This is a genomic window from Rhizobium sp. PEPV16 (assembly GCF_008919455.1).
Lineage (GTDB): Bacteria > Pseudomonadota > Alphaproteobacteria > Rhizobiales > Rhizobiaceae > Rhizobium > Rhizobium leguminosarum_Q.
This window is the reverse complement of record NZ_VSZV01000290.1, coordinates 1-26,589: the sequence shown is the minus strand read 5'-3', so window position 1 is coordinate 26,589 and position 26,589 is coordinate 1. Positions and strand designations below refer to the sequence as shown.

At 60.1% G+C, this 26,589-nt stretch carries 23 protein-coding genes and 4 pseudogenes; 9 read left to right on the top strand and 18 right to left on the bottom strand.

Annotation, left to right across the window (positions count from 1 at the left end):
- Positions 1–501: pseudogene (locus FY112_RS14065) on the top strand (D-TA family PLP-dependent enzyme); the annotation flags it as partial.
- Positions 502–858: 357 nt separating this feature from the next.
- Here FY112_RS14065 and FY112_RS14060 read toward each other — a convergent pair.
- From FY112_RS14060 to FY112_RS13980, 17 genes and pseudogenes are all read right to left on the bottom strand, one after another.
- Positions 859–1,572 carry an SDR family oxidoreductase gene (locus FY112_RS14060; RefSeq protein ID WP_151518608.1) on the bottom strand — a complete coding sequence of 238 codons (714 nt, stop codon included), beginning with the start codon at positions 1,570–1,572 and terminating at the stop codon, positions 859–861.
- 126 nt (positions 1,573–1,698) lie between these two features.
- Positions 1,699–2,721, bottom strand: coding sequence for an alpha/beta hydrolase (locus FY112_RS14055; RefSeq protein WP_151518610.1), 1,023 nt, complete (start codon positions 2,719–2,721; stop codon positions 1,699–1,701).
- Positions 2,722–2,765: 44 nt separating this feature from the next.
- A complete protein-coding gene (locus FY112_RS37740; RefSeq protein WP_151518607.1) occupies positions 2,766–2,951 on the bottom strand; it encodes a hypothetical protein in 186 nt (61 codons plus the stop codon).
- Positions 2,952–2,977: 26 nt separating this feature from the next.
- A pseudogene (locus FY112_RS37735) lies at positions 2,978–3,638 on the bottom strand (VOC family protein).
- A gap of 39 nt (positions 3,639–3,677) precedes the next feature.
- A pseudogene (locus tag FY112_RS14040) lies at positions 3,678–3,836 on the bottom strand (SDR family oxidoreductase); the annotation flags it as partial.
- Between the two features lie 68 nt (positions 3,837–3,904).
- Entirely contained in the window at positions 3,905–4,333 is a 429-nt protein-coding gene (locus FY112_RS14035) for a DUF6130 family protein (protein WP_027665506.1), read from the bottom strand.
- A gap of 85 nt (positions 4,334–4,418) precedes the next feature.
- Entirely contained in the window at positions 4,419–5,780 is a 1,362-nt protein-coding gene (locus FY112_RS14030) for an epoxide hydrolase family protein (protein ID WP_151518606.1), read from the bottom strand.
- 238 nt (positions 5,781–6,018) lie between these two features.
- Positions 6,019–6,468, bottom strand: a complete 450-nt coding sequence (locus FY112_RS14025) for a response regulator (RefSeq protein WP_151518605.1) — start codon at positions 6,466–6,468, stop codon at positions 6,019–6,021.
- 10 nt (positions 6,469–6,478) lie between these two features.
- Positions 6,479–7,141 (bottom strand): response regulator, encoded by a 663-nt coding sequence (locus FY112_RS14020; protein ID WP_027665509.1) that lies wholly within the window; start codon positions 7,139–7,141, stop codon positions 6,479–6,481.
- Between the two features lie 13 nt (positions 7,142–7,154).
- Positions 7,155–9,107: an MASE4 domain-containing protein gene (locus FY112_RS14015; protein ID WP_246700671.1), complete on the bottom strand. Its 1,953-nt coding sequence runs from the start codon at positions 9,105–9,107 to the stop codon at positions 7,155–7,157.
- Positions 9,108–9,182: 75 nt separating this feature from the next.
- The gene (locus tag FY112_RS14010; protein ID WP_131628882.1) at positions 9,183–10,076 is read right to left on the bottom strand and encodes an arginase family protein; all 894 of its coding nucleotides are present in this window, start codon (positions 10,074–10,076) and stop codon (positions 9,183–9,185) included.
- 19 nt (positions 10,077–10,095) lie between these two features.
- Positions 10,096–10,473: a VOC family protein gene (locus tag FY112_RS14005; RefSeq protein WP_151518604.1), complete on the bottom strand. Its 378-nt coding sequence runs from the start codon at positions 10,471–10,473 to the stop codon at positions 10,096–10,098.
- 143 nt (positions 10,474–10,616) lie between these two features.
- Positions 10,617–11,749: pseudogene (ugpC, locus tag FY112_RS14000) on the bottom strand (sn-glycerol-3-phosphate ABC transporter ATP-binding protein UgpC).
- Between the two features lie 94 nt (positions 11,750–11,843).
- Complete coding sequence (locus FY112_RS13995; protein WP_017958116.1) at positions 11,844–13,049, bottom strand: ABC transporter substrate-binding protein; 1,206 nt, start codon at positions 13,047–13,049, stop codon at positions 11,844–11,846.
- Between the two features lie 73 nt (positions 13,050–13,122).
- Positions 13,123–13,980 (bottom strand): carbohydrate ABC transporter permease, encoded by an 858-nt coding sequence (locus FY112_RS13990; RefSeq protein WP_003553169.1) that lies wholly within the window; start codon positions 13,978–13,980, stop codon positions 13,123–13,125.
- Positions 13,977–14,861 (bottom strand): sugar ABC transporter permease, encoded by an 885-nt coding sequence (locus tag FY112_RS13985; RefSeq protein ID WP_017958115.1) that lies wholly within the window; start codon positions 14,859–14,861, stop codon positions 13,977–13,979. The genes FY112_RS13990 and FY112_RS13985 overlap by 4 nt, the downstream gene beginning before the upstream one ends.
- A 13-nt stretch (positions 14,862–14,874) precedes the next feature.
- Positions 14,875–16,032: a Gfo/Idh/MocA family oxidoreductase gene (locus tag FY112_RS13980; RefSeq protein ID WP_017958114.1), complete on the bottom strand. Its 1,158-nt coding sequence runs from the start codon at positions 16,030–16,032 to the stop codon at positions 14,875–14,877.
- Between the two features lie 329 nt (positions 16,033–16,361).
- Here FY112_RS13980 and yghX point away from each other — a divergent pair, with 329 nt between their 5' ends.
- The gene (gene yghX, locus FY112_RS13975) at positions 16,362–17,249 is read left to right on the top strand and encodes a YghX family hydrolase (RefSeq protein ID WP_151518603.1); all 888 of its coding nucleotides are present in this window, start codon (positions 16,362–16,364) and stop codon (positions 17,247–17,249) included.
- 65 nt (positions 17,250–17,314) lie between these two features.
- Here yghX and FY112_RS13970 read toward each other — a convergent pair whose 3' ends face one another.
- Positions 17,315–18,688 carry an MmgE/PrpD family protein gene (locus tag FY112_RS13970; protein ID WP_017958112.1) on the bottom strand — a complete coding sequence of 458 codons (1,374 nt, stop codon included), beginning with the start codon at positions 18,686–18,688 and terminating at the stop codon, positions 17,315–17,317.
- Positions 18,689–18,727: 39 nt separating this feature from the next.
- Here FY112_RS13970 and FY112_RS13965 point away from each other — a divergent pair, with 39 nt between their 5' ends.
- From FY112_RS13965 to FY112_RS13935, 7 genes are all read left to right on the top strand, one after another.
- Positions 18,728–19,702: a LysR family transcriptional regulator gene (locus FY112_RS13965; RefSeq protein WP_017958111.1), complete on the top strand. Its 975-nt coding sequence runs from the start codon at positions 18,728–18,730 to the stop codon at positions 19,700–19,702.
- A gap of 37 nt (positions 19,703–19,739) precedes the next feature.
- Complete coding sequence (locus tag FY112_RS13960) at positions 19,740–20,645, top strand: LysR family transcriptional regulator (protein ID WP_017958110.1); 906 nt, start codon at positions 19,740–19,742, stop codon at positions 20,643–20,645.
- A gap of 178 nt (positions 20,646–20,823) precedes the next feature.
- Entirely contained in the window at positions 20,824–21,768 is a 945-nt protein-coding gene (locus FY112_RS13955) for an ABC transporter permease (RefSeq protein ID WP_131623540.1), read from the top strand.
- Positions 21,765–22,583, top strand: coding sequence for an ABC transporter permease (locus FY112_RS13950; RefSeq protein WP_017992060.1), 819 nt, complete (start codon positions 21,765–21,767; stop codon positions 22,581–22,583). Before FY112_RS13955 ends, FY112_RS13950 begins: the two co-directional genes overlap by 4 nt.
- Entirely contained in the window at positions 22,580–24,208 is a 1,629-nt protein-coding gene (locus FY112_RS13945) for an ABC transporter ATP-binding protein (RefSeq protein ID WP_131623542.1), read from the top strand. Before FY112_RS13950 ends, FY112_RS13945 begins: the two co-directional genes overlap by 4 nt.
- 1 nt (position 24,209) lies before the next feature.
- Positions 24,210–25,082 (top strand): serine hydrolase, encoded by an 873-nt coding sequence (locus FY112_RS13940; RefSeq protein ID WP_131623544.1) that lies wholly within the window; start codon positions 24,210–24,212, stop codon positions 25,080–25,082.
- Between the two features lie 15 nt (positions 25,083–25,097).
- Positions 25,098–26,589 (top strand): ABC transporter substrate-binding protein (locus FY112_RS13935; protein ID WP_151518602.1); only part of this gene is annotated, 1,492 nt, incomplete at its 3' end.

The window sequence follows — 26,589 nt, the reverse complement described above, 5'->3', positions numbered from 1 at the left end:
CAGCTGACTTCGGAAGGCATAAGCTGCCCGATCGTCAGCAATGGCGGAACGCCAAGCCTCTTCGAGGCGCATCTCGTCACCTCGGCCACGGAACACCGCGCCGGCACCTATATCTACAATGATCGCCAGATGGTGCGCATGGGCCATTGCACCGAGGACGATTGCGCCATGCACGTGCTGGCGACCGTCGTGTCACGGCCAAACGCCGATCGCGCCGTCATCGATGCCGGGTCGAAGGCGTTGACCTCGGATCTTCAGGGTTTTAGCGATTACGGCCTGATCGTCGGTTATCCCGAGGCGCGGATCAGCAGCCTCTCGGAAGAACACGGCGTGATCGACCTGTCGAATTGTGCCGGCCCCCGGCCGCAAATCGGCCAGAAGCTCTTCATCATCCCGAACCACACCTGCGTGGTGTCCAATCTGTTCGATACGATGGTCTTCCACCGGGGGGGCATCGTTACCCGCGTCGAGAATGTCGCGGCCCGCGGTCTCGTCTGTTAGGAGCCGCTTCCGATTGAGGGCCAAATGGGCCTTATCGCCGAAGGCCGCAGTTATTGGTGGATTGTTAGCGATCGGTATCAGCAAGAATGCAGTCGCTGATATCGCAAGACGTGCGCGCGGCGGATGACTTCCTTCCAATCGCGGAGATAGGCTCTACGGGCGAACGTCCTCTTTGGGGCGGGAAGCGGTCCGTCAGCGTTCAAGAGGGAAGAGCGGACCTTCAGGAAACAAGGCGTGACGACTATAGGTGGCACGTTGCTGGCCTTGAGCGGCAACGACAACGACGGCTTCAGCAAAAGCGGTCTTTGAGGACAGAACGGCCGGGACGACTGGAATTGCCAATCACAGCTATGCCATTCAGCCGAGTGGTGGCGGATCGAGGTAGATTGGCTTTCCGTCGGAGAGGCTTCGCTTAACCTCTCGGGTGAAATCATCAGCGAGCACCTCTTCCTTGTAAGCCTCAAGGCCGATCAAGGCGGCTTCCACCGCCTGCCGCGGACTGATTTTCTTCATGTCGAATCCATGGGTCATGTCCGTATCCATGAAGCTCACATGCAAACCGAGCACTGCCGTCTTCTGGCCGCGGAGTTCGATACGCAAGGCGTTTGTGAAGCTCCAGGCCGCGGATTTCGAAGCCGAATATGCGGCAAGCATAGGCCGGGCATACCAGGTCGCGTCGGACAACACATTGATGATCGCTCCGCCGCCGTTCCTGGCAAGGATCGGAGCGAATGCCTGGCTGACGGCGATCACTCCGAAATAGTTTGTCTCGAAGATCTCCCGCGCTCCCTCGATCATGCTCGGATCAAGGGTGCTGCTAGTCAAACGGGCAATGCCAGCGTTGTTGATCAGCAAGGTGGTGTCCCCGCATTGCTTCGCGGCTTCGGCTATCGAGGCGTGATCGGTTACATCCAGTCTGACCTGTATGATCCCCGGGCCAGTCGCATCAGACGGATTGCGCACACCTGCGTAGACCTTCATTGCGCCGCGTTTAAGGGCTTCCTCAGCAAAGGCCAAACCCAGTCCGCGATTTGCGCCTGTTATGAACAGTACAGAGTCTTGGATAATCATATTCGTCCTCTCTGGTGGGCTAGTTCAAATCGGCCAAAAGCCGTTCGAAGTCCGGCGTGGCTGGGAAATAGTTCTCTTCTTCTTGTCCATTGCAGCTTGTCCATTGCAGCGGCGCCTATAGACCAATCAATGATCGCCAGCTTCGACGACAGCTTTCGCGAAGGCTTGCGGAGCTTCCTGCGGCAAATTATGCCCGATGCCGCCGTCGATCGTCCGGTGCTCATACCTGCCCGAGAATTTCTTGGCGTAGGCGCTCGGATTCGGATGTGGCGCGCCGTTGGCATCACCCTCAAGCGTGATGGTTGGCACGATGATGACGGGAAGCTCGGCAAGCCGCTTTTCGAGATCGTCATACTTCGGCTCGCCTTCGGCCAAGCCGAGCCGCCAGCGGTAGTTGTGGATCACGATGCCGACATGATCCGAATTGTCGAAAGACGCCGCGCTTCGATTGAAGGTGGCGTCATCAAAGTCCCATTTCGGCGAGGCAATCTGCCAAATGAGCTTCGCAAAATCCTGCCGGTTTGCCTCGTAGCCGGCCCGGCCGCGTTCCGTCGCAAAATAATACTGGTACCACCATTGCAGCTCAGTCTTTGGCGGCAGCGGCATCTTGTTGGCTTCCTGGCTGCCGATCAGATAACCGCTCACCGCGACCAAGGCTTTGCAGCGCTCCGGCCACAGCGCCGCGATAATGCAGGCAGTCCGCGCACCCCAGTCACAACCGCCGATGGTTGCCTTCTCGATCTTCAGAGCATCCATCAAGGCGATGATGTCGAGCGCGATCGCCGACTGCTGGCCGTTGCGGACCGTTTCGCTTGAAAGAAAGCGCGTCGTGCCATAACCGCGCAGATACGGCACGATCACGCGGTATCCCTTCAACGCAAGCAAGGGCGCGACATCGACATAGGTGTGGATGTCGTATGGCCATCCGTGCAGCAGGATGACCGGGGGGCCGCTGGCGGGTCCTATGTCGGCATAGCCGACGCTCAGCACGCCGGCGTCGATCTGATTCAACGGCCCGAAAGATGTTGCTGGCGCTTCGGTTGCCTGCTGTGCTGCTGCCGGAGCGATCAGACCGAGCTGAGTGGCTGCGACAGCCATCGCGGCGGTGCCTAAGAACCGGCGACGATCTTGGTCGATCCCATCCGGGATATTGAGCGAATGCATTTGGGAAACCTCTTTCGTTGCGCAGACAATCAGCCGAACGTGAATGCGAAGACCTGCACATCCGAGTCGAGAAACTCGATCTCGAACTGGCGATCGACGATGGGGTACGGTTGGCGGATCAGTTGGTACAGGCGCTGCTCCGTCACCGTGCCTTCGCTTTTTTCGTCAATGTCAATTCCGTGAGCCGCGACTGGCGGCTGTCCGTCGATCAGCACCCGAAATCTCACGGGCGCCGAATTTCTCAAAGTGGCAGCGGCTTGCCGGTTTGCTCCGCCACCATGTACTCGGCGTACCAGTTGGGCCAGTTCTCGTCGCGCTGGCCGCCGTTGCGCTTTTCGTGCTCGCCATGGGCTTCCGACGCGCGCCGCATGGCAGCAGCAAGGTCCGCTACGGAAGTGTAGTTGGTGGTGTTGGAGCCGATCCGGCCAGGGAGGCGGGTGGTGACCTCCTGCAGCAGCCACTCATTGCCGTCTGGATCCTTGAAGGTTGCGTAAGAGGAATAGCTCTGCCGTTCTGGATGCCTGCCGCTGACCGCTGGTTTGCCTGGACCGGCGCGGTGGAACACTTCGCTCACCTCGACGCCGTGGCCAATGAGTTCGGCGCGCGCCGCCTCAATGTCCGACACGACGAGGAAAAAGCCCGCTCGCGGAGCCAGGCGCGGCCGGTGTAATGCCGGTGCCGAAATGGATCGAGGCCGGCGAGCCCGGAGGCGTGAACTGCATCGCCCGGAATGTGTCGCCGACGACGAAATCACCGTCGAGCCTCCAGCCCAAGCCTTCGTAGAACTGCTTCGAGCGTGCGACGTCCGAAACGGGGAGCACAATGGCCTCGAGCTTCATGTCGAGGGGGCGGGATTTCCTGGCTTCGCCTTCGGTTTTGCTGTGCTGCTGGGCAATGTTCATGTTAGCCTCCATTGGCTTGGTTTGCTTGAGAATGCATTGTTATGCCGCTTCGGCGGCGCGGTAGCGCGCCGGCGACTTGTTCAGCGACAGACTCGGGATAAGTTTCTGGCGTGCCGCCTCGTAGGCGCTCCAATCCGCCGCACATGGCAGCAACGGGATGGTTACCAGCTCGCCCTGATCGAAGCCGGCAAGCGCGGCACTGGGGTTGGCCAAGGCGGAAAAGATGCAAAGCCCGAATGCCAGCACGGTCGCCAACTTGTGGAGCTTCATGGCTGAATCTCCTTGCCCGGCGAGTGGAACGTCACCGTTTTCTTGGTGAAGACGTTACCTTCGGCGTCCACCACCTCGACTAGGAGCTTGTGCTGACCGCGCGGCATGCCCACCAGGATGATGGTGTCGCTTTGACCGTAATCCGCCCACGCCCAGGGCAGGTCGTCGACGGTGAGGTGCAGATGCCCGACCCGCGGAGACACGTTGCGCGCGGCCGGCCCACCGACAGGCAGGATGCGCAGGTTCTCCACCCGGTACGGGATGAACACCACCCCCCCAGCCAACGGACCCGGAAGCGGCGGCTCCACGATCAGCTTTGGCGCGGGCTCGTTGTCGATGGGCACGACCGTGCTCTGGGCGAACGCACCCGTGGCGAACACGGTGCAAGCCGCGAGTGCGGTGAGCGTCTGGATGAGAAGGTTCATTGCATTCTCTCCTTTTGGAGATGCGCTGGGGGTTAATCGCCAGAGGGTGACGCGCACGTCCGGCGCGCCATCCCCGCTCAACACTTCACGCCGTCCGCAACGTCTTGAACGATGCGCGCACGTCGTCGGTGAAGTACTTCGGCTGTTCCCATGCCGCGAAGTGGCAGCCCTTGGGCGGGCGGCCGTAATGCAGGAGCTTCGGGAATGCGCGCTCGGTCCAACTCTTCGGCGCCGTGTAGATCTCGCTGGGGTTCGCGCTCACGCCGACGGGAATGGTGATGCCTTTGGCGTCGAAGAAGCCCGCCTTCGCCGTTTGCCGGTGTTCCCAATAGAGCCGGGCCGACGAGATGGCCGTGTTGGTCAGCCAATAGAGCGTGATGTTGTCGAGGATGTCGTCGCGGGTAAGGCCCTCCGGCTCTCCATCGAAGGAGCGGGCTATCAGGGCATAACTGTCCGCATCGTGATCGAGAATCCATGACGCCAGGCCGGCGGGTGAATCGACGAGCCCGTAAAGCGTCTGCGGACGCAGCGCCATCTCGTTGGCATAGCCCAGGCCGAACTTGTAGAAGAAGGCGACCTGCTCGTAGGCGCGCTTTTCGTCGGGCCCGAGATCGGCGGGAGGCGGACTGCCGGCGGCAAGCGCCTTCACAATCTCGGGCGGAATGGTCGCTGGCATGTTGGTGTGGATGGCGATCAGCTCGGGAGGCGCCATCAGAGCCATCTGTTCGGTGATGAGAGCCCCCCAGTCGCCGCCCTGCGCGACGTACCGGTCGTAACCGAGGCGCTTCATCAGCACGGTCCACGCTTTCGCGATGCGAATCGGATCCCAACCGGGCTCAGTCGGCTTGCCGGAAAAGCCGTAGCCTGGCATCGACGGGATCACCACGTCGAATGCATCGGCCGCGGTTCCACCATGCGCCGTGGGGTTCGTGAGCGGATCGATGACCTTCAGCAGCTCGATGACCGAACCGGGCCAGCCGTGCGTGATGATGACCGGCAGCGCACCCTGATGGCTTGATTTCACGTGGATGAAGTGGATGTCCAGCCCGTCGATCTCGGTGACGAAATGCGGCAACGACTTCAGGCGTGCCTCGCACTTGCTCCAATCATATTCCGTTCCCCAGTACTGAATGAGCTTCTGCATCGTCGCGAGTTGCACGCCTTGTGTGTCGCCTGCCGCCAACGTCGCCGAAGTCCGCCGAGAAGCTGCTTCGGTCACCAGCTCCCGCTCGGGCCAGCGCGTGGCGACGATACGGCGGCGTAGCTCGTTGATCTCCTCCTGCGGGAAGCTGACGGTGAAGGGGCGGATTGAATTGGCTTCGGCCGCGACCGCCGGCTGAGACGATGTGAAATTGAACGCGGCAGCGCCTGCCGAAGTGGCAAGCAATACGGTGGCCGATGTGGTAAGAAAGTCGCGCCGATTTGGCGCCGGGGATGCCGTGGACATGATCAGTCTCCTTCGTTGCGCGATGCCACTACAGTGGTTGAACACTTTAGTTGTGCTCTCACTCCAGTGCGCGCTCCATCGGACGTAGGTTGGTCGTGACCGCATTTTCGTTTATGGCGGTCATACCTAGGTTTATGGGCCCCGACGGGCCTTAGCGTCCCTCGGTTGAACGGATGCGCTTCGACTATTGGACTTTAGGGTCTGCTGAGCCTGATCGCGCCCAGCGATCAGCGAGGCGCTAGTCGCTCTCACCGGCATTGTTTTTCAATGCAACGTCGAGGCAGCGAGACAGCGTGTCGCCGTCTAAAGGCTTGCTCAAAAAGCAGACGGCGCCTCGAACCAACGCTTGAGCGTGCGCCTTTTCATCGAGAAAGGCCGTGATGAAAATGATGGGCGTGTTATGTCCACGCGTGCGCAAGATATCGTGCAACTCGATTCCGCTCATCTCCGGCATCTGGATGTCTGAAATCAGACACGAGGTTTGAGCCAGTTGTTCCGAATGCAAGAACGCACGTGCGGATGGGAAAGCGTGGGCGACAAACCCAAGCGACCGTACAAGACTCGCAGTTCCGCTTCGAACGGATTCGTCGTCGTCGACGATTGATATAACGGGGGTGTCTGGCAAGCGATTGGCCCATCTATGCGCACCGACAATGGTACGAGTCGGCTGCGTTCGAAAGTCATACATAGATATGAGGCTACGAGGACATTTCCCGGCCGATACCGAGTGCTTCGGCCATTTTGACCAGGTCCGCGAGCGATTTCGCACGCATCTTCTTCATCGCGTGGCCGCGATGAATCTTAACCGTAATCTCGCTGAGGCCGATGTGAGCGGCGATCTGTTTGTTCATTAAGCCGGTAGCGACGAGCCCCATCACCTCCTGTTCGCGCGAAGTCAGGCTGTCGAACAGGCCCTTTAAGTCGAGCCGTGCGCGATCGGCATCCAGCCTGGCCCGGTCGCGGGTGATCGCAGCAGTGACGGCATCCAACATATCCTGGTCGCGAAACGGCTTGGTGATGAAGTCGACAGCGCCGGCTTTCATAGCCCGTACGGACATGGGGATATCGCCGTGTGCAGTGATGAAGATGATGGGAATATGGACATCGGCCTTGGTCAACTCGGCATGGAGCTCGAAGCCGCTCAACCCCGGTAGCCGAACATCGAGAACCAGGCAGCTCGGGATCGGAGGCAGCTTGCTTTGCATGAGTTCGTTCGCCGAACGGAATAGTTCGGCGCGCAAACCGACCGAGCGGAATAACAGGCCGAGCGAGTCGCGGATTCCGACGTCGTCATCGATCACATAGACAGCAGGCTCGACCTCTGTCGTCGGCTGCGAACTGTTCGGTGCGACTTTGATCACAGACGGATCCTCCTCATGCGGAGACAGAGCGAATTGCGCTAAAATGAAATATAGCACCCCGGGGCGTGTTCGGGGCCGCCCACAACCGACCATCGTGGGCTTCGACGATCGATCTGCAAATCGACAGGCCCATCCCCATACCGTCGGGCTTTGTCGTGAAGAGCGGGTTGAATATTCGATCCACGTCTTGCGAACCAATTCCTGTTCCAGTGTCCGCAACCGAAACCGTTACGTGGCCATCGTCATGCAACTTGGATTTCACGGACAGCACCCGCGCCCCGCCGACCGCAGCCATGGAATCGATGGCGTTCGTGATCAGGTTTACAAGCAACTGCTGTAGCTGGATTCGATCGCCTGTTACCCGCGGCAGGCGTTCATCCAGCTCGGCTTCGACCATTATCCGGTGTTTCGCCAGACCCTCTCGCACCAGGGCGAGTGTTTCCCCGATAAGGCTGTTGAGGTCGAGCGGAGCTCGCTTGCGGTCTTCTTTCTTGAAGATCGTTCTAATTCCGTCGATCACCGCTGCCGCGCGATGACCACCGGCGATAATCTGCTTGAATGCCTCCTTTGCTTCCTCCAGATCGGGCATCGAGCGACCGAGAAAGCGCAGGCCGGCATCGGCGCTCGTTATCATGCCAGATAGAGGTTGTTTGACTTCATGCGCAACCGTGGCTGCGACTGCCTCGCCGGTTACCAGTCGCGCCTCGCGCTCGTGACGCTGGCCACGGACCGCTCCGAGAAGCCGCGTATAAAGGGTCGTTATTTCGTGAAGCAGAACCATAAGGACGAGACCGCTGGACAGAACTCCGAAGACGCGCACGGTATACCAGCCGAGGCTGAAGCGAGCCGGATCGGGGTAATAGCTTAAAGGCATCTCTATCGTGAATAAGAGCATCACGACCATCAGCCAAAGATCGAGCATTGAGTGTCGCCGGATCCAGAGCACGATCATGGCGGCGATACTTAGCAACGCGACGGGCGCGCCTACATAGGGCCACACCGGGCTGAGGCGAGTGGAATCAAGGGTCACGCTCGGCAATAACGCTTCGCCCGCAATGAAAAGAAATGACGCTAAAGAGACCACAACTGCGGTCAGGGCGACACTGAGGGTAATCTCCGCACGCACGGTACCCTGCCAAAATCGTTTGCTGGGGTTCGAGCCCTTTGAGAGGGCATAGCCTACGACAAATAGGGGAAAGCCAGCGTGCTGGAAGAAGTAGATCCATGACGTACTCTGCATGCCGCCCACCAGGCCGCCCTTTGGCGTGAACAGACCTGGAAACGCCAGGACAAACGGGATTAGCATGAGCGCAGTAAAGAGATATCCGCTTGCGATCAGGAGCGTGGCACGTGAGCGCAGGATGGAAAACTGAGTGTACAGGAGGATTGCGGTGATCGAATCGTTCACGAACATCGCTGTCGCGTAGGCCGGGACGAAGGCGTCGACCCGGCTCAGATGGATGCCCGAGAACGGACCAACAGTGATCAACACGTAGACGGCCAACAGGCCAAGCACAAAAGCAAGAGCGAGCTGCTTTTGCGCCCGACTTGGCGGCAAGCTCGAGAGGACGAAAAAATCGTCCTCCGGGACTGTCACGGCTGTTCTCTCCATAAAATACTCATCGCAGCTACTGCAGCGCGCGACACGAAAGTCATGACGCTTGGAGTGTTGTAAAGCTATTTTGCCTGAACTCGCCGCCACTCTACCACGCGGGCCGCCCGGCAACAACGAACCAGGAAGGCGGCGCCAGCGGTGATCGAACTTTCCGGCCAACGACCCGATCTCGAACGTGCGTCTTCCCCGATCGGCGATAGGCCGTGGCCCGTCACGTGCCAATGTCCGCATCGGGCCGATGAAGGAACCCGCTGCGCGGGAGGGCGTATGCGGTTGAGGGTCCAGGTCCAGGCTGGAGTTGGCGCCTGAATTGAACGTCGTCTGGCAAAGGCAGAGCATGACGAGCTTCAACAAGGAGCCTGACCATGCAGTGCCCCCCATCTCGACACGCCCGTCCGCGGCGGAAAACAGACGTGCTCGCCGTGTTCAGGGCGCTGCTGTTCCGAGCGCTGCGGCTAGTACGTCGGCCAGGCCGCGGCCGGCGCTGCCGTCCTCATCAAGGCGCGGATTGTAGATGGTGATCTCGATACCGACTGCCTTGCCGCTCGCCAAGGCAACCCGAAGCGCGGTTCCTAACTCATCCCATGACAACCCGCCCGGCACACGGAAATCGACAGCCGGCATGAGGACGTCGTCGAGGCAATCGGCGTCGAGATGGATGAAGAAGCCGTGCAATTCCTCTCGCGTCAGGTGGTCGACCGCTTCGCGCGCGGCGGCCTCGATGCCCATCGCGCGCACGGCGGGAAGGTCAATCGCCTTGAGCTCCTTGGGAAGCGGCTGGCTTCCGAACTCCTCCTGATCCTTATGATCGCGATATGCGAAGGCGACGGCGTCTTCGGGACGGACCAAAGGACCGCGACCTTCGATATCAGTCAGGAGCGATGGGCCGCGGCCGGTGACCAAGGCAAGATCCATCGAGGCGCCCTCACCATTGGGTTCCGCCTCGGGCTGAAAGAAATCAGCGTTGCCGTCGATGAAGAACAGGCCGTAGCGGCCGCGCCGTCGAAAGGCGAGCATCGAGCCCATTAGGATCGTGCAATCGCCGCCCAGCACAACCGGAAATCTACCCGCGTCAAGCACCGCTTCCACCGCGTCGGCGAGCTTGGGCGACCACGCCGCGATTGCCCTGGCATTTAGGATACCGGTCTCGGGATCGGGCATAGGGTCCTTCGGAGGGACGGCCAGCCGCTCGGCGCGGTGCGAATGGATGCGCTCCGCAAGACCGAGATCCATTAGTCGGTCGGGCAAGTGCTCCACACCTTCGGTCGCCAAGCCCAGCGTGGAGGGGGCTTCGAGAATTGCATAGGGAAGGGTCGGCATGCGCGCCTCCGTGAGCGAGTCATTTTGCGGAGTAGGTCACGGCCTCGATCTTGTGACCGTCCGGATCGCGGACGAACGCTCCATAATAGTTCGCATCATAGTTCGGCCGCAGGCCCGGAGCGCCATCGTCGCTGCCGCCATATTTTAGTGCTGCTGCGTAAAATTGATTGACCATCGAACGGTCCTCGACAGCAAAGGCGATATGAGTGCCATTGCCCACGGTCGCTGGTTTTCCATCAATCGGAACCTGGACGCTGAAATGAAACGTACCACTGCCGTAACCAAGTCCACCCTCGTCCTCGGCCATCGGCACAATTCCGACGATGGGTAAAACGGCGTCGTAGAAGCGCTTCAAGCGCGCAACATCATTCGTCCCAACCGAGACATGGTGGATCACGACTACCTCCGCTAGCCTTGTGCCCCTAACGGCAGCTTTTGGTCATTGTTCCCTCAAACCGTTGTTTGCAATCACCTCGCGTGTCATTTCCTGCCCGGAACCGATCCCTGGCAGGACAAACCTCTGAAACGGAGCCAGTCGGTTCAAGCCGCCGTCGGGTTGATCACGTTCATATCGATTTCGGTCAGCTCAACGCGGCGCTCGAAAGCTATGCCCGCCTCGTCGAAGAGGTGGCAATCTGCGGCATTGATGCCGGTCGCGACCGGCGCGTCCGCACGGATGCCAACGCTGCCCGGCAGCATGGCGCAGAAATTCTCGGACTCTCCGTTGAGCGAGGCGTAAGCGACCGTATTTGCCCCGAGGCGCTCGATGACTGTCGGGGTCACGGTAAAGACGATATCGCCGCCGCCAAGCTGGATATGCTCCGGCCGGATGCCGAGCGTTAAAGCCTTGCCGGCCATGCCGTCGCGCGGCGTCACCGGCAGAACGGCTGTCTGGCCTTGATAATCCACCTCGACGCCATTGGCGCTGACGCCCTTGCAGATTACGGGCGGAAATTCATTTTCGGATTGCCGATGAAGCCGGCGACAAACTGGTTTGCGGGCTTGTGATAAAGCTCCAGCGGCGCGCCCGTCTGGGAGATGTCACCGGAATCCAGCACGACGATACGGTCGGCCATGGTCATCGCCTCGACCTGGTCGTGCGTCACATAGATCATCGTCGCCTTCAACTGCCTGTGCAGCTTGGCAAGCTCGATACGCATGTCGGCGCGAAGTGCTGCGTCGAGGTTGGACAGCGGCTCATCGAACAGGAATATCTTTGGCTCGCGCACGATGGCGCGGCCGATCGCGACGCGCTGGCGCTGGCCGCCGGACAGCATGCCGGGTTTCTGCTGCAGCCGCTGTTCGAGGTGAAGGATGCGCGCCGCGTTCTCCACCTTGGCCTTGAGCTTTTCCTCTTCCATCCTTTCGACCCGAAGCGGGAAGGCGATGTTCTCGAAAACAGTCATGTGTGGATAAAGCGCGTAGGACTGGAACACCATGGCGATGCCGCGCTTGACCGGCGGCAGATCGTTGACCCTGACGCCATTAATGACGATGTCGCCGGCGGTCGTCGCGTCGAGACCTGCGATCATGCGCAAGAGCGTGGACTTGCCGCAGCCCGACGGTCCGACGAAAACGACGAACTCGCCGTTCCGCACCTCGAGCTGCACGCCCTTCAGAACTTCGTAATCGCCATAGAATTTCTGAACTTTGTTGAGAAGGAGTTGTCCCAAAAATCTATCTCCACCGGCAGCCTTGGTCGCGCGTTCATCGTCAGGGAAGGGATCGCGGATGTCACATCCCGCGATCCCAGAGAGCTCGAGGGGTTTATTTGAAGGCTTCGATTTCGCCCGCCGCCTTCTTGAGCGCGGCTTCCGGTTCGGCCTTGCCCGTCACGACGGATTGGATCATCTCGATCATCGAGTTCTGGAAGCCTTTATAGTCGGTGAAGAGCGGCTCCGGGCCGCCGTAGCTGATGCCTTCGATCAAAGGCTTCCAGTGCGGATCCTTGGCGACGAATTCATCGACCTTGGGCGACGGACGCAGCGGTGTGAGGCCGGCGCCGCCCTGCAGTTCATATTCGGACTGCACATCCGGCGACGTGATGAACTTGGCAAATTCCGTCGCCTTGTCCTCTACACCCGAGCCCTTGAAGATCGCCAAGCTGTCGGTGATCAGCAGCGTGCCGGGACCCTTGGCGTCGGGGCCGAGCGGCAGCGTGGTAATGCCCCAGCTGATCTTCGTCGCCTTCAGGCGGTCGGCTGCACCCGAGCCGGCCTGGATCATCGCCACCTTGCCGTCGAGGAAGATGGCGCGGACTTCGTTCTGCTCGTAGGCCGTCGGGCCTTCTTCGGAGTAGGGGACGATATCCTTGTAGGCCTTCAGCGCGGCGAGAATCTGCGGGCTGTCGAGCGTAACTTTACCGTCCGCATCGATCACCGTGCCGTTGTTGGTGTAAACCCAATGCATGAACTGGTGCATCGTGTTGTCGAAGGTCTTGGCGGAGAGACCGAAGCCCGGAATGCCGGTCTTTTCCTTGATGGTCTTCGCCATCTCGATTTCTTCAGCCCAAGTCTTCGGCGGCGTCTCGGGATCGAGGCCGGCCTGCTTGAAAAGATCTTTGTTCCAGTAAAGCGCCTTGGTGGAGAAAGCGATCGGAACGCCCCACTGCGTGCCCTCGAAGGTCACAGTGTTGACGATGTTCGGATAGTAGGTCTTCTTCTCGTCGTCCGTCATCGGCACCGGAACGATCAGGTCGTTCTGCGCAAATTCCTTCAGCGTGCGCGAGCCGACATAGGCCATCGCCACCGGCGTGCCGGCGGCAGCAAGCGTCGTTGCCTTGTCCTGGCACTGCGCCCATCCGACGACCTCGGGGGCGACCTTCCAGCCCGCGTTCTTTTCTTCCCATTGCTTGATGTATTTGGTGTGGACCGGGTCGATCGTGTCGCCGCAATAGATCCAGCTGATTTCCTTGTCGGCGGCCTGGGCAGTGACGGCGGTCAGTGCCGTCGAACCGAGCAGGGCGAGCGCCATAAGGCCTGTCTTGATTGATATGCTCACGTCGTGACTCCCATTCTTGTGTTAGCTGTTCACTCGTTTTTTGGTCTTATTGTTTCACCGCACCGGCGGTCAGCCCGCCGACAAGGTAGCGCTGAAGGAAGAAGATGACGACCATCGCCGGCGCGATACCGACGAAGGAAGCCGCCATCAGTTCGTTCCAGATGACCTCCTGCTTGCCGAAGTAAGCAAAGAGCCCCACCGGCAAGGGCATGTATTCGGTCTTCGAGTTGAACGTCAGCGCGAAGATGAATTGCTGGGCGTAAGCGCCGATGAAGGTGGTGATGGCGACGACGATAATCCCCGGCATCGCAATGGGCAGGATGACCCGGCGCAGCGTGTAGAAATGGCTGGCGCCATCCATGTAGGCCGCTTCGTTGAGTTCCTGCGGGATACGGATCATGTAGGTACGCAGCAGCCAGATCGCCGAGGGGATCAGGAAGGCGACGCCCGGCACGATCATGGCGAGATAGGTGTTGAGCACGCCGATGCTGCGCATCAGCCGGAAGAGCGGGATCAACAGCACGGCACCGGAAAACATGTTCACCGTCAGGAAGGCACCGAGCAGGATGCCCATGCCCCTGAATTCGAACTTCGCAAAGGCATAAGCCGCTGGAATGACGAGGCAGAGCACGATCAGCGTGACGATGATCGAGATGAAGAACGAGTTGAAGATATAGCGCCCGAAGCCCGGCACGCTGATCCACATCGTCCGGTAGGCTTCAAACGAGCCGTTCTCCGGCCAGAAGCGATAGGGCGAGGAGAAGAGTTGGCTGAGCGGCTTCAGCGAAACCAGGAAACCTTCGACGAAGGGCGACAGCACGAAGAAAAGAAACAGCGCGATGCCGCAATAGATCAGGATGATTTCCCACCAGCGGTAACGGTCGATCATGGCTGCGTTGCTCATGCGCGCTTCTCCGGATTGAGGCGGCGGGTGACGCGGAAATAGGCGAAGCAGAAGAGCGACAGGAAGATGCAGATCAAAACGGCGCGCGCTGCACCTTCACCGTATTTCTTCGAGCCGATCGCGGTCTGATAGGTATCGATGATCATCGTCGTCGTCTCGCCGCTCGGTCCGCCCTGCGTCAGGATCCAGATGATGTCGAACGAGTTGAAGGTGGCGATCAGCGAGAGCATCGACATGGTGATGATCGCCGGAACCATCAGCGGCAGCGTGATGCGGCGGAAGCGGTACCAGCGGCCGGCGCCGTCGGTCCAGGCGGCCTCGTAGAGATCCTTCGGAATGGATTGGATCGCTGCCAGGAAGTAGATCGTCACCAGTGGCACGCCGATCCAAACGTCGGTGATGATCGTTGCCCAGAAGGCGGTACTTCCGTAGGCAAGGAAGGCGACCGGTCCGTCGACGAGACCGAAGCGCTGCAACAGGCCCGATATCATCCCGAACTGGCCATTATACATCCAGCCCCACATGAAGATGCCGATCGCCATCGGCACGATCCACGGCGGCATGGTCAAAAGCCGGAACAGCGAGCGGCCGGGGACCGCGGCATTCAGCATGCATGCGCCGAATGTGCCGATAACCATTTTCAGGGCAACGGAGAAGAAGGTCCAGACGAAGGTGCGGATGATCACTTCCGCAAACCGCTCGTTGAAGATCTTCTCGTAATTAGCCCAGCCGACCCAGTTGGTGGTCTTCCTGAGCGACGCGTCGGTGAAAGAGAGAATGAACGTATCGACCAGCGGATAGGCGACGATCGCTAGAACATAGAGCACAGCCGGAAGAAGAAGGATGCAAGCGAAGATGAAGGTGCTTCTTTGAACACTCATCTTGCCGCCCTCCTCAAGCCGCTCTCGCGTGAAGGGCTTCGTCGAAGCGGTCCCAGACGGGTCTGAGGTCGACGACTGTTTTCTTCATCCTCGCTTCGTCCATCGCCAAGGCGAGGATGCCGGCTTCGAGCGCGTTCAGCGTGGAAACAGGAAGTTCGAGCCCGGTGCGTACGCTTTCAAGCAGGTCGCTCGCCATCTGTTCATCGGCGCCGTAGTGCTGGGAGAGCTCGGTGGCGGCATATTTGTTTTCGACCACCTTATTGCCGGTCAGCTGTTCGTGAACGTCGAGATAGCCGCGGACGAAATCGCCTTCGGCCATGCCGCGCGAACCCATGATGGCGAAACGGCGGAACTGGTCGGGCACGTTGAGATTGGTGTGAAAGTTCATGCCGACGCCATTGGCATATTCGACGATCGCCACCTGATAGTCGATGATATCGGCATCGCTGTCGAAGACCTTGTCCGATCCCATCCATCCGCTCGGCTTGCGGTGGAAAAGCTCGAGGTCGTTGATGCCCTCACGTGCCGGGTCGTTGGCCGGAATGAAGCTCTTGCGGCCGCCGAAACTTGCGACGCGTTCCGGCCGTGCGCCTGCGACGCCATTGTAAAGATCGAGGTCGTGGCAGCATTTCTCCAGCATGAAGCTGCCGGAATAGCGCTCATAGCGGCGCCAGTCGCGCATGAAGAAGGCGCCGTGATAAGGCTCGATATGTTCGGAAGCCTCGATCGACACGATCTGACCAAGCTTGCCCTCGGCCTGGATGGCGCGGAGATCCTTGTAAAGAGGAGAATAGCGCAGCACGAGACCGACCATCAGTCGCTCATGGCCGAATTTTGCCATCAGATGCGCAAGTTCGATGCTTTCGGCGATCGTCGTGACGATCGGCTTTTCGCAGAAGACCTTGAGACCGGCTTGAAGCCCGAGCCTGATATGGTCGAGATGCAGGTGATTGGGAGAGCCGATCATCAACAGATCGAGCTTTTCGGAGGCGAGGAGCTCTTCCGGCGAACCATAGGCCTTGCCGACTGAAATACCCTTTTCCGTCAATCCGGGAAGTCCGGCGGGTTCCGGATCCACATAGCCGACAATGTCGAAGCTGCTATCGATTGCCTTGAAAACATAGCCGAGATAGCCGAGCCGGAATCCTAGCCCGATGATTCCCACTTTCATGCCGATCAGGTTCCCATTTAGTAATTTATTTTCTTTAAGTTGGGACAAAAATCGGGAGGCGTCAATAGAAAACGGGCATGGAAGCGCGAGCATGAAATTAATTTTCATAGATCGATAGCCGGCGGCCGATTGCTGCCTGCAACCGACCGGATGCCGATTGCCAAAGGGAAGAGGGCGCATCTCTTGACGCCGAGGCAGCGAATTCAGCGACTGTTGGCGCAGCCGACGATCGGTCCGGCAAGCACACGCGGGACTCGCGAAATGTTGAAAAGACTCGTGAGTTTACGTGTGTAGGATGATGCGAGACCCGAAGGCACGGAGGAGCCATCATGACCCGTATGACAGCCAAGGATTTCCCTCAGGAACTTCTCGAACTCTACGATTACTACGCGCACGGGAAAATTACCAAACGCGAGTTTCTCGACCGGGCCGGCAAATTCGCTGTCGGCGGGCTTACGGCAGCCGCCATTCTTTCATCGCTGAGCCCCGACTATGCGCTGGCGACCCAAGTCGAGTTCACCGATCCCGATATATCGGCCGAATACATCACCTATCCCTCGCCAAAGGGAAATGGCGATGTCCGCGGCTATCTCGTCCGTCCCAAAAACGCGACCGGCAAAGTTGCGGCTGTGGTGGTCGTGCACGAGAACAGAGGTCTGAACCCCTATATCGAAGATGTGGCGCGGCGCGTGGCAAAGGCGGGGTTCATCGCTCTTGCGCCGGATGGCCTTACCTCGGTCGGAGGCTATCCCGGCAACGACGAAAAGGGACGCGAACTCCAGCAGAAAGTCGACCCGGAAAAGCTGATGAACGACTTCTTCGCGGCGGTCGAATTTTTGATGAACAACGATCTCACCACAGGCAAGGTCGGCATCACCGGCTTCTGCTATGGCGGCGGCGTCGCCAACGCTGCGGCGGTGGCCTATCCGGAGCTTGCCGCAGCCGTGCCGTTCTACGGCCGGCAGCCGCGCGCCGAAGACGTGCCGAAGATCAAGGCGCCATTGCTTCTCCACTATGCCGGTCTGGACAAGGGGATCAACGAAGGCTGGCCGGCCTATGAAGCTGCCCTGAAGTCCGCCGGAAAAACATTCGAGGCCTACATCTATCCCGACGTCAATCACGGCTTTCACAATGATTCCACGCCCCGCTACGACGAAGCGGCAGCCAAGCTCGCCTGGCAGCGGACGGTCGACTGGTTTACGAAATACCTCGCCTGAGAAGGCCGGACTTGAACGAGCTGCGGCGGGGAGCCATTTCCGCCGCTTTTCCGTCCCGCGGCTTGTCAAGGCGACTGACGGTCCGCGATCAGGCTCCAGAAGGGATCGTCGCCGGACAGGTTTTCAACATCGGCAAGCCCGCGAAGCTGCAGGAAAGAGGCGCCGGACACATTCCGATTTCCCCAGCGCAAGCAGTCCATGAATTTGACTTCACGTTCATGAACGCTCATCGGCGCTTCAAGCGATCCCTTCGCATGCAAGCGAGACTTGTTCAAAATGCGCCCGTCGCGCATCGTGACCGTGACGACATGCGGGAGGCGCTCCACGCCTTTTTCCTCATCAGCCGAATAGGACTGCATTTCGATGCGCGGCATGAATTCCCGGATTTCCGCTCGCCCAATCTCCTGCCGTGTAAAGTCCGAAAGGCTAAGGGAGCCTTTGAGCAAAGCTGTCGCCAGGCAATATTGCATTGAGAAGCGGGCCTGCATCTCGTCGGCAGGCTCGGGATAAGCGAGGTTGCGGGCAGCGGATATGCCGACTTTCGTCTCGATCGTGACAATGTCGTCCGCCAAAAGCCCATGCTCCTGCCTCAGATCCAGAAGCGCATCGATCGCGCGATGGGTCGAGGCGCAGCAGGGATGGCGCTTGGTCACCACGCCCCGGCTTTCGATGATATGGTCCTCGTCGAATGTCAGGTCTTCCCAGCCCTTGGCATCATCGCCCCCGAAAAGATCGAGGAAGCCTTGCGGCCGTTCGAGGATATCCGGCCGCCCGCTCATGCCCGCCAGCGCCATGCGCGCCGCGTCCACGGCATTGCGCGCGGCAATGCCGGCATGAAGCGGTTTGGCGGTCGTGCCGAATTGCCCTTTCGGGCCGCAGGCGAAGCTCGTCGCGAGGCTCATCGCCGCGACCAGGCTTTCTTCGTCGGCGCCGAGAAGCCGAGCCACGCCAGCCGCAGCCCCGATGCTGCCGACCGTCGCCGTTGCGTGCCAGCCCCTGTTGTAGTGAGAGGGATTGACGCCGAAGCCGATCGCCGCCTGCGCTTCCAGCCCAGCCAGATAGGCTTCGAGAAACCGTCTTCCGCTTGTCACCTTGCCGCGCGTCAGAACCGCCAGCAGCGCCGGCAGCAGTACCGCGGAAGCATGCGCCCTTGCCGGATGGAAATTGTCATCGAAATCGAGCGCATGAGCCGCCGTTGCGTTGATGAGCGCGGCGAAAGAGGGCGAAGCGGAGCCGCCGGTGACGAGCCGCGCTGCGCCGCCTCCGGCGATTTCCCCGTCGAAGGCGCGGGTGAGCGCGGCGACGCTTTCATCGCCGCTGCCTGCAATCATACAGCCGATGGTGTCCACCGCAGCATCTCTTGCCCGGTCCATGGCGAGGTCTGAGAACGTCGTTCGCGATAGGACCTGTTCTGCGATCTTCCGGAGAATGGTGGCCATTGACGAAAGTCTTTCCGTGAGTTTGGTTCTCAGCGGAAAATGTTCAACTTTCCGCAGCTCCGCAATCTTATGCGGTTTGCGGGTAGGGCTATCGACATTGGAGACAGAATGGCGCGAGACACGAGTGCGGCGATCAGCCTGAAGCATATCGAGGCCTATGACGCGATCGCCGCGACGGGCTCGACGATCGCCGCTTCCGTCGAGCTTGGGATCTCGCAATCGAACGCCAGTCGCTTGTTGCAGCAATTGGAAGACTATCTCGGCGTCCGGCTTTTCGACCGGGAAAAGAACCGGCTGCAACCGACCCGCGAGGGGCTGCAGCTCGGCCCGGAAATCCGTGCCATTTCCGACCGGCTGCGCGCCTTGAAAACGGCTGCGATGGAGCTCGAGAGCGGCCGATCGCGCGAGATCATGCTGCGGCTCGCCTTTCCCTCCAGTCTTTCCTCGACGCGCATTCCGAAGCTGCTGAAGAACTTTCTCGCCGCGAATGGTCCAATGCGCGTCGAAGTCGCATCCGGCAGCTATCTTGCAATTGAGCGGATGGTGGCCGACGGCGAGGCCGATCTCGGCTTCGCGCGTCTGCCGCTGATGAGCCCGGGGTTGAAACAGGAGAAGATCCTGTCGTCGCGGGTCATTTGCGCCCTGCACAACGATCATCCGAAAGCCGGCAGCCGCCAATTGTCGGTCGCCGACCTGAAGGGGCAGGATCTGATCGTGCTGAACAGGGAGCGACCCGTTCGCCATGAGCTTGAGGCGTTGTTCTACAAATCAGGAATCCGCCAACGCCCCTTGCTAGAAGCGCATTCGGTGGCGAGTGCCTGCGCGCTGGCCGCGCAGGGGCTCGGCATTGCGCTGGTCGGCGAGATCATCGCCCGCGAATACGCGACGCTGCCGCTGCAGTTCATTCCGCTCGAACCGGAACTGCCGGTTGCCTACGCGCTGATCAGCGGAGAGAAATTTCCGATGCCCAAGGCCGCCAGCCTCTTCCTTCATAGCATTTCGGACTGGTCATGATGACGGTGCCTGAACCGTCCCGGGGGATCGCAAACGCATGAATATCAAGCAACTGGAAGTCCTGCGCACGCTTCTGGCGACGGGGTCGACGATTGCCACGGCAAAGACGATGGGGCTCAGTCAGTCCGGCGTCAGCCGCCTTCTCCAGCAGCTCGAGGCGGACCTTTCGATGTCGCTTTTCGTGCGCGATAAAGGCCGTCTCATCCCCACCCCCGAGGCCCTGCTTCTTGCCCGCGATGCCGAGAACATCTTGCTGGCGGTCGATCGGATGTCGGGCCACGCGGAGGACTTAAGAAGCGGCGCCGCCGGCCCGGAGATCGTCCGCATCGGCCTGCCGAGCAGCATGTGGGAGCACTTCGCGCCGGCCATGCTGGCCGATTACATCAGCGATTTCCCCGGTGTGCGGATCGAAACCTTCTTCGAGACGACGACCGCGATCAACAAGCTCGTCGAGCAGAGGGTGATCGATTTCGGCTTTCTGCGCATGGAGGGCGAGAGCGGACCGGGCATCGAGGTCGAGCGCGTCGCCACCGGCGAAAGCGTCTGCGTCGTTCCGAAGGATCATCCTCTTGCGAAACTGGAGGAAATCACGGTCAGGAATTTGCGGGACGTGCCCCTCATTCTGATTGGCCGTCAACGGCCGAACCGCATGGCACTCGACCAGAGCTTCCGGCGGGCCGGCGTCAAGCAGATCGTCAAGATCGAGACGCATACCAACAGTTCGGCCTGCTCCTACGTCGCGCATGGCCTTGGGGTCACGATCATCAGCAGCTTCTATGCGAATCTCTATCGCCACCTGCCGGTGGTTCACCGTCCTTTCGTGCCACGCGCGACCCAGGAATTCGGATTGGCGAGGGCGGTTGGGACACCACTCTCGATTGCCGCCCACGCTCTGAGCGATGCCTTGAAGCGACAGATCCAGCTTTCGCAAAAAGATATTTGAAATCAAATTTTTAGCCTGAGCCTTTACGCCAACGCAGTCGCTTTGGTTGCGGTCGCATTCCGCATAGACTTATGACAGAATCGCATAATATTGCGGATATTTCTTCATTCGATCATAGTCCGTGGCAATGAAACCGATGGCGCCGGGCACTGTCCGTCGCCCATCGCGGGGAACAAAAATGCTGAAATTCGTTCTGAACCGCCTGTTGATGGCATTGCCGACGATCGTCCTCGTTTCGGTGACCGTCTTCACGCTGATCCGCTTCATACCCGGCGATCCGGCGGCGCTGATGCTGGGTGATATGGCCGAGCCGGAGCAGATCGCGGCGATGCGCTCGGAACTCGGCCTCGACAAATCGCTGCCGGAACAGTTCCTGATCTGGACCGCCAATGTTGTCCAGGGTGATTTCGGCCGCTCGATCGTCAATGACGAGGCGGTTCTGCCGCTCGTCGCATCACGATTTCTGGTCAGTGCCGAAATCGTCGTCGTCGCCGTGCTTCTGGCGAGCCTCATCGCCGTGCCGGCGGGTGTCATCGCCGCGTGGCGGCAGAACAGTCTGACGGACCTGGCGCTGGTCGGCACGGCCACGATCCTGCTGTCGATCCCGACATTCTGGCTCGGCCTCCTGCTTCTGCTTTTCTTCGGCTTGAAACTCAGCTGGCTACCGGTCCTCGGCTATGTCTCGATCGGCAGCAACCTCACCGGCGGCCTGCTCTACCTCGTGCTGCCGATCATGACCCTGGTTATTCACGAGATGGGTGTGTTGATCCGTATGGCACGCGCCTCGACGCTGGAAGTGCTGCGTCTCGACTATATCACCCACGCCCGGGCCAAAGGGCTTTCCGAGAGCGCCGTCCTCTGGCGGCACGCCTTCAAGAATGCCTTCGGCCCGACCTGGACAGTCATCGGTCTGATCCTCGGCAATCTGCTCGGCGGCATTGCCGTCATCGAGACGGTCTTCACCATTCCGGGGCTCGGGCGACTGATGGTCGACAGTATTTTTGCTCGCGACTACCCCGTGATCCAGGGTTGCCTGTTGTTCGTCTCGCTTTCCTATGTGCTGGTCAATTTGGTCATCGACCTGCTTTATCCCTTGTTCGATCCGCGGGTAGTCGCCGAATGAAAAACGTCACCTTCAACGGCTTCATCGGCAGCATTCTGATTGCCGCATTGCTGATCTCGGCTGCGATCGGCCTTTTCTGGACCCCCTATGATCCGATGAAGCTCGGCTTCACGGCGCGGCTGGCGGCGCCAAGCAGCGCCCACTGGCTCGGAACCGACGAATTCGGCCGCGATGTGCTCAGCCGCCTGATCGTCGGCGCCCGGGCGAGCGTCTGGATCGGCACCTTGACGGTCACATTCGCGACGGTCTGCGGCACGCTGATCGGTCTCGTCAGCGGTTACGCCCGCGGCTGGATCGATGCCGTCATCATGGCCGTCAACAATGCGCTTCTCGCCTTTCCAGGCATCCTTCTGGCGCTGGGATTGCTCGCCGTCTTCGGCGCCAATCAATATGGCATCATCTTCGCGCTGGGCATTGCCTATTCTCCATCCATGGCCCGCGTTGTCCGGGGCGCCGTCCTGTCGCTGCGCGAGCGGGAATTCATCGAGGCCTCCAAGGTGATGGGCAATGGCGAGCTCTACACCATGTTCCGCCATATCCTGCCCAATTGCATCGCGCCGATCACCGTGCTTGCGACCTCGATGTTCGGCTGGGCGATCCTTTCGGAAAGCGCGCTCAGCTTTCTCGGCCTCGGCGTTCCGCCACCGGCGCCGACCTGGGGCAACATGCTGGCTGCCGGCCGACCATTCATCGAGCAGGCGGTCTGGCTGGGTCTCTTCCCGGGCCTGGCGATCGCCCTGACGCTTCTCGGCATCAATCTTCTGGGCGACGCTCTTCGGGACAAGCTTGATCCGCGGATGAGGGGGCTGAAATGACCAATAGAACGCTTTTGAATGTCCGCAACCTGTCCCTTCAGGTCACCGGGACCGGGGTGCAGGTCGTCAAGGACGTCAGCTTCGACATCGCGCCGGGCGAGATCTTCGGCATCGTCGGGGAAAGCGGATCGGGCAAGACGCTGGCAACACGCGCCCTGATCTCGCTGCTGCCGGCACCCATCAAGGTGATCGGCGGCTCCGTTGCCTACAAGGGACGCGACGTGCTTTCCATGAACGGCGCGCAATTACGCCAATTGCGTGGTGCGGAAATCGGTGTCGTCTTCCAGGAGCCGATGACCTCGCTCAATCCCTCGATGACCGTCGGCCGCCAACTCGAAGAAGGCTTGCAGCTGCATACGAAACTTTCGAAGGAAGAACGGCGCAGCCGGATCCTCGACATGCTGAACCGGGTCGGGATCCGCGATCCCGCCGGGGCGCTCACGTCCTATCCGCATGAATTCTCAGGCGGCATGCGCCAGCGCATCATGCTGGCATCGGTGATGCTGCTGAAGCCGGCACTCTTGATCGCCGACGAGCCGACGACGGCGCTCGATGCCGTGATCCAGCGCGATGTCATGGAATTGATGGTGGAACTGACACAGGCGGAAGGCACCGCCGTGCTGCTGATCAGTCACGATCTGCCGATGGTTGCGCGCTACACGAACCGCATCGTCGTCATGGAAAAGGGCGTGATCGTCGAAGAAGGACGCACCGCCGATCTGCTCCATGCACCGCAGCGCGCCTATACGAAGAAACTGCTTTCCTCCCTGCCGTTCCGCGGAGAGACGCGCACGATCGACAAGACCAGGGCGCCGATGGTCTCGGCGCGGGATATCGTCGTCGACTATCCGGGCCGGCGGTCGCTGATGAAGAAGGCAACGCCGAAGCGGGCGCTGCATGGCGTCAGCATCGATATCCACGAGGGTGAAGTCGTGGCGCTGGTCGGCGGTTCGGGTTCCGGCAAGACCACGCTCGGGCGCACCATTGCCGGACTGGTCCGGGAGAGCGAAGGCGATATCCGGTTCAAGGGACGCAGCCGCGACGACGATTGGATGGATTATCGGCTGAATTGCCAGATGGTGTTTCAGGATCCTTATTCCTCGCTCGATCCGCGCATGACCATCCTCGCGCTCGTCGAAGAAGCGCTGCGGCTCGTTCCTGATCTCGACGCCATGGAAAAGCGCAAGCGCGCCCTGGAGACGCTGGAGGAAGTCGGGCTTGGGGCCGACTATGCCGAGCGCTACCCGCATGAGCTTTCGGGCGGCCAGCGGCAGCGCGTGGCGATTGCCCGCGCCATTGCGCGCCGGCCGAAGTTCCTGATCGCCGACGAACCGGTATCGGCACTTGACGTGACTGTCAGGGCGCAGGTGCTCGAACTCCTGTCCGATCTGCAAAAACGCTACGGCTTTTCCTGCCTGTTCATCAGCCATGATCTCGGCGTGGTCGAACAGGTGGCCGATCGCGTCGTCGTCATGCAGGACGGCCGGATCATCGAGGAGGGCGACCGCGATACGGTTTTCGACAGCCCAAAGGAGGCCTATACGCAAAGGCTTCTCTCGGCCATCCCCGCTCTGGACCACAATGCTCAGGGCGGCGTGATCCTCAAATGGCGCCTGGAGAACTGACATGACGACGATGATTGAATCCGGAAAGCTCGCGGAGCGATTGAACGCGATCTGCGATGCCCAGCCGTTCGTAACGCGCTTCATGGTGCGTGCACTTGGCAGCGGCGAAACGATCGGCAGGGGCGCGGACGAGGAAACCCCTTCTGCCAGCACCCGAAAGACCTCGATCATGATGGCGGCCCTGAAGGCCGCGCATGAAGGCCGCCTGGACCTCGACGAACCGATGACCTACGAAAAACGTTTCGCCGAGGAAGTGGCGAGCGGAATGTTCCGCTATCTGACGCCCGGTATCGTCATATCGCTGCGCGATGCCATCACCGGCATGATGGTGCTGAGCGACAATGTCTGCACCAAGATGGTCTTCGAAAGGCTGACGCTCGAAGAGGTTGACGGCTATTGCAAGTCGATCGGCATGACGGGCACCAACCATCGCTTCCTCATCCCTCCCTTGGCGCTGTCGCCCGATCATTCATTGAAGGCCGTCACCACGACGACGGCGCGGGATCAGGTCTATCTGTTGCAGACCATCCTGGATGCGCAGGATTCGCGGGAAGCCGCGGACCGGCTCGGCTGCTCGCAGGCGCTTTGCGCCTATGCACTTCAAACCCTGAAGAACCAGATCTTGCGTTATGCCATTCCCTCCAGGCTGCCCTTCGGTGTGCTCGTCGCCCACAAGGGCGGCACGGGAAAGCGCGGCCGCATGAATGCCGGGATCGTCTATCGTGACGGATCCCCCTTCTACATCATCGCCGCCTATACCGACGACGTGCCGCAGGAGATGCCGGACGGCACCCCCGGCTACACGGTCGCGCTTGAAACCATCGGCAGGCTTTCACGCGCCTGCTGGGATGAATTCCAATCCTATCGATCATAAAAAGAGGGTAGAACAATGCACAAGCTTCTTCTTGCAGGCACCATGTTGATGGCGATGACCGGCGTGGTTGACGCCCGCGACATCGTCGTGGCTCAAAGTTCCGATCTGCGCAGCAACAATCCGGGCGTCAATCGCGACGGCAATACCGATGGCGTCATCCTGCATATCGTCGAGGGGCTCGTCGGCTATGCCAACAACGGCGAGGTCAAGTCGCTGCTGGCAAAGAGCTTCGAAGTCTCGGCGGATGGGCTGACCTACAGCTTCAAACTGCGGGACGACGTCAAATTCCACAACGGCAAGACATTGACCGCCGATGACGTCGTGTGGAACTGGAACCGCTACCTCAAGCCCGAAACGAAATGGACCTGCCTTCCTGACTTCGACGGCAGCGGATCCGTGCATGTTACGGGGGTCAAGGCAGTCGATGCTTCGACCGTCACCATCACGCTGGAAAAGCCATCCGCAGTTTTCCTTGGCCTGATGTCGCGCCCCGAATGCGGTTACACCGGGATGATTTCGCCGGAATCGGTCGGCGCGGACGGAAGCTTCATCAAGCCGATCGGCACCGGTCCCTTCAAATGGGATAAATGGAAGAAGGGCGAGTATATCCATCTCGCCAAGTTCGATGATTATGTCTCGCCAGAGAATGACGGCAAGCCCGACGGCATGGTCGGCTCCAAACGCCCTCTCGTCGATGGCATCAAGTTCATGGTCATTCCCGATGCTTCGACCGTAAAGGCCGGCCTTCAGTCCGGGGTGCTCGATACCGCGGAGATTTCGCCGGACCTCATTCCCGAATTCAAGACTAGCGATACGATGCAGTTAATCGTGGCGCGCAACAACGGCAAAAACCTCTTCTACATCCAGACGCGCGACAAGGTTCTGAGCAATCCCGGCGTGCGCCGCGCCATGGCGATGGCGCTCGATCTCGACCAGCTCGTCGAGGCCGCCTCCAATGGCACCGGCGCAGCCAACGGTTCGATGGTTTCGCAAGACTCGCTCTATTTCGACGATGTCCAGAAGGAGCGTCTGCCCTACGACATCGAGGCCGCGAAGAAGGAGCTTGCGACCGCCGGCTATAAGGGCGAGCCGATTACCATCATCGCCAACAAGCGCAGCAACGTGCCAAGCTTCCCTGCCGCGGTGATGGCGCAGGCCATGATGCAGCAGGCAGGTCTCAATGTGCAGATCGAGGTGCTCGACTATGCGACGCAGGTCGATCGCCGCCGGTCCGGCAACTATCAGATCATCTCGCAATCGGTCGCGCCGCGGCTCGATCCGGCGCTGATGTACGGCTTCTATGTCGGCAACAAGGACAAGAACGCTTCCTTGATGTGGGATGACCCGAAGGCCGTCGAGTTGATGAAGGCCGCCTATGCGGAACCCGACCAGACGAAGCGTCAGGCGATTTTCGACGAGTTTCACACGCTGATGCTCAAGCAAATGCCGGGCATCTTCCTCTATGACATGGTGGATGTCTGGGGTGCCACCAAGAAGCTGAAGGGCC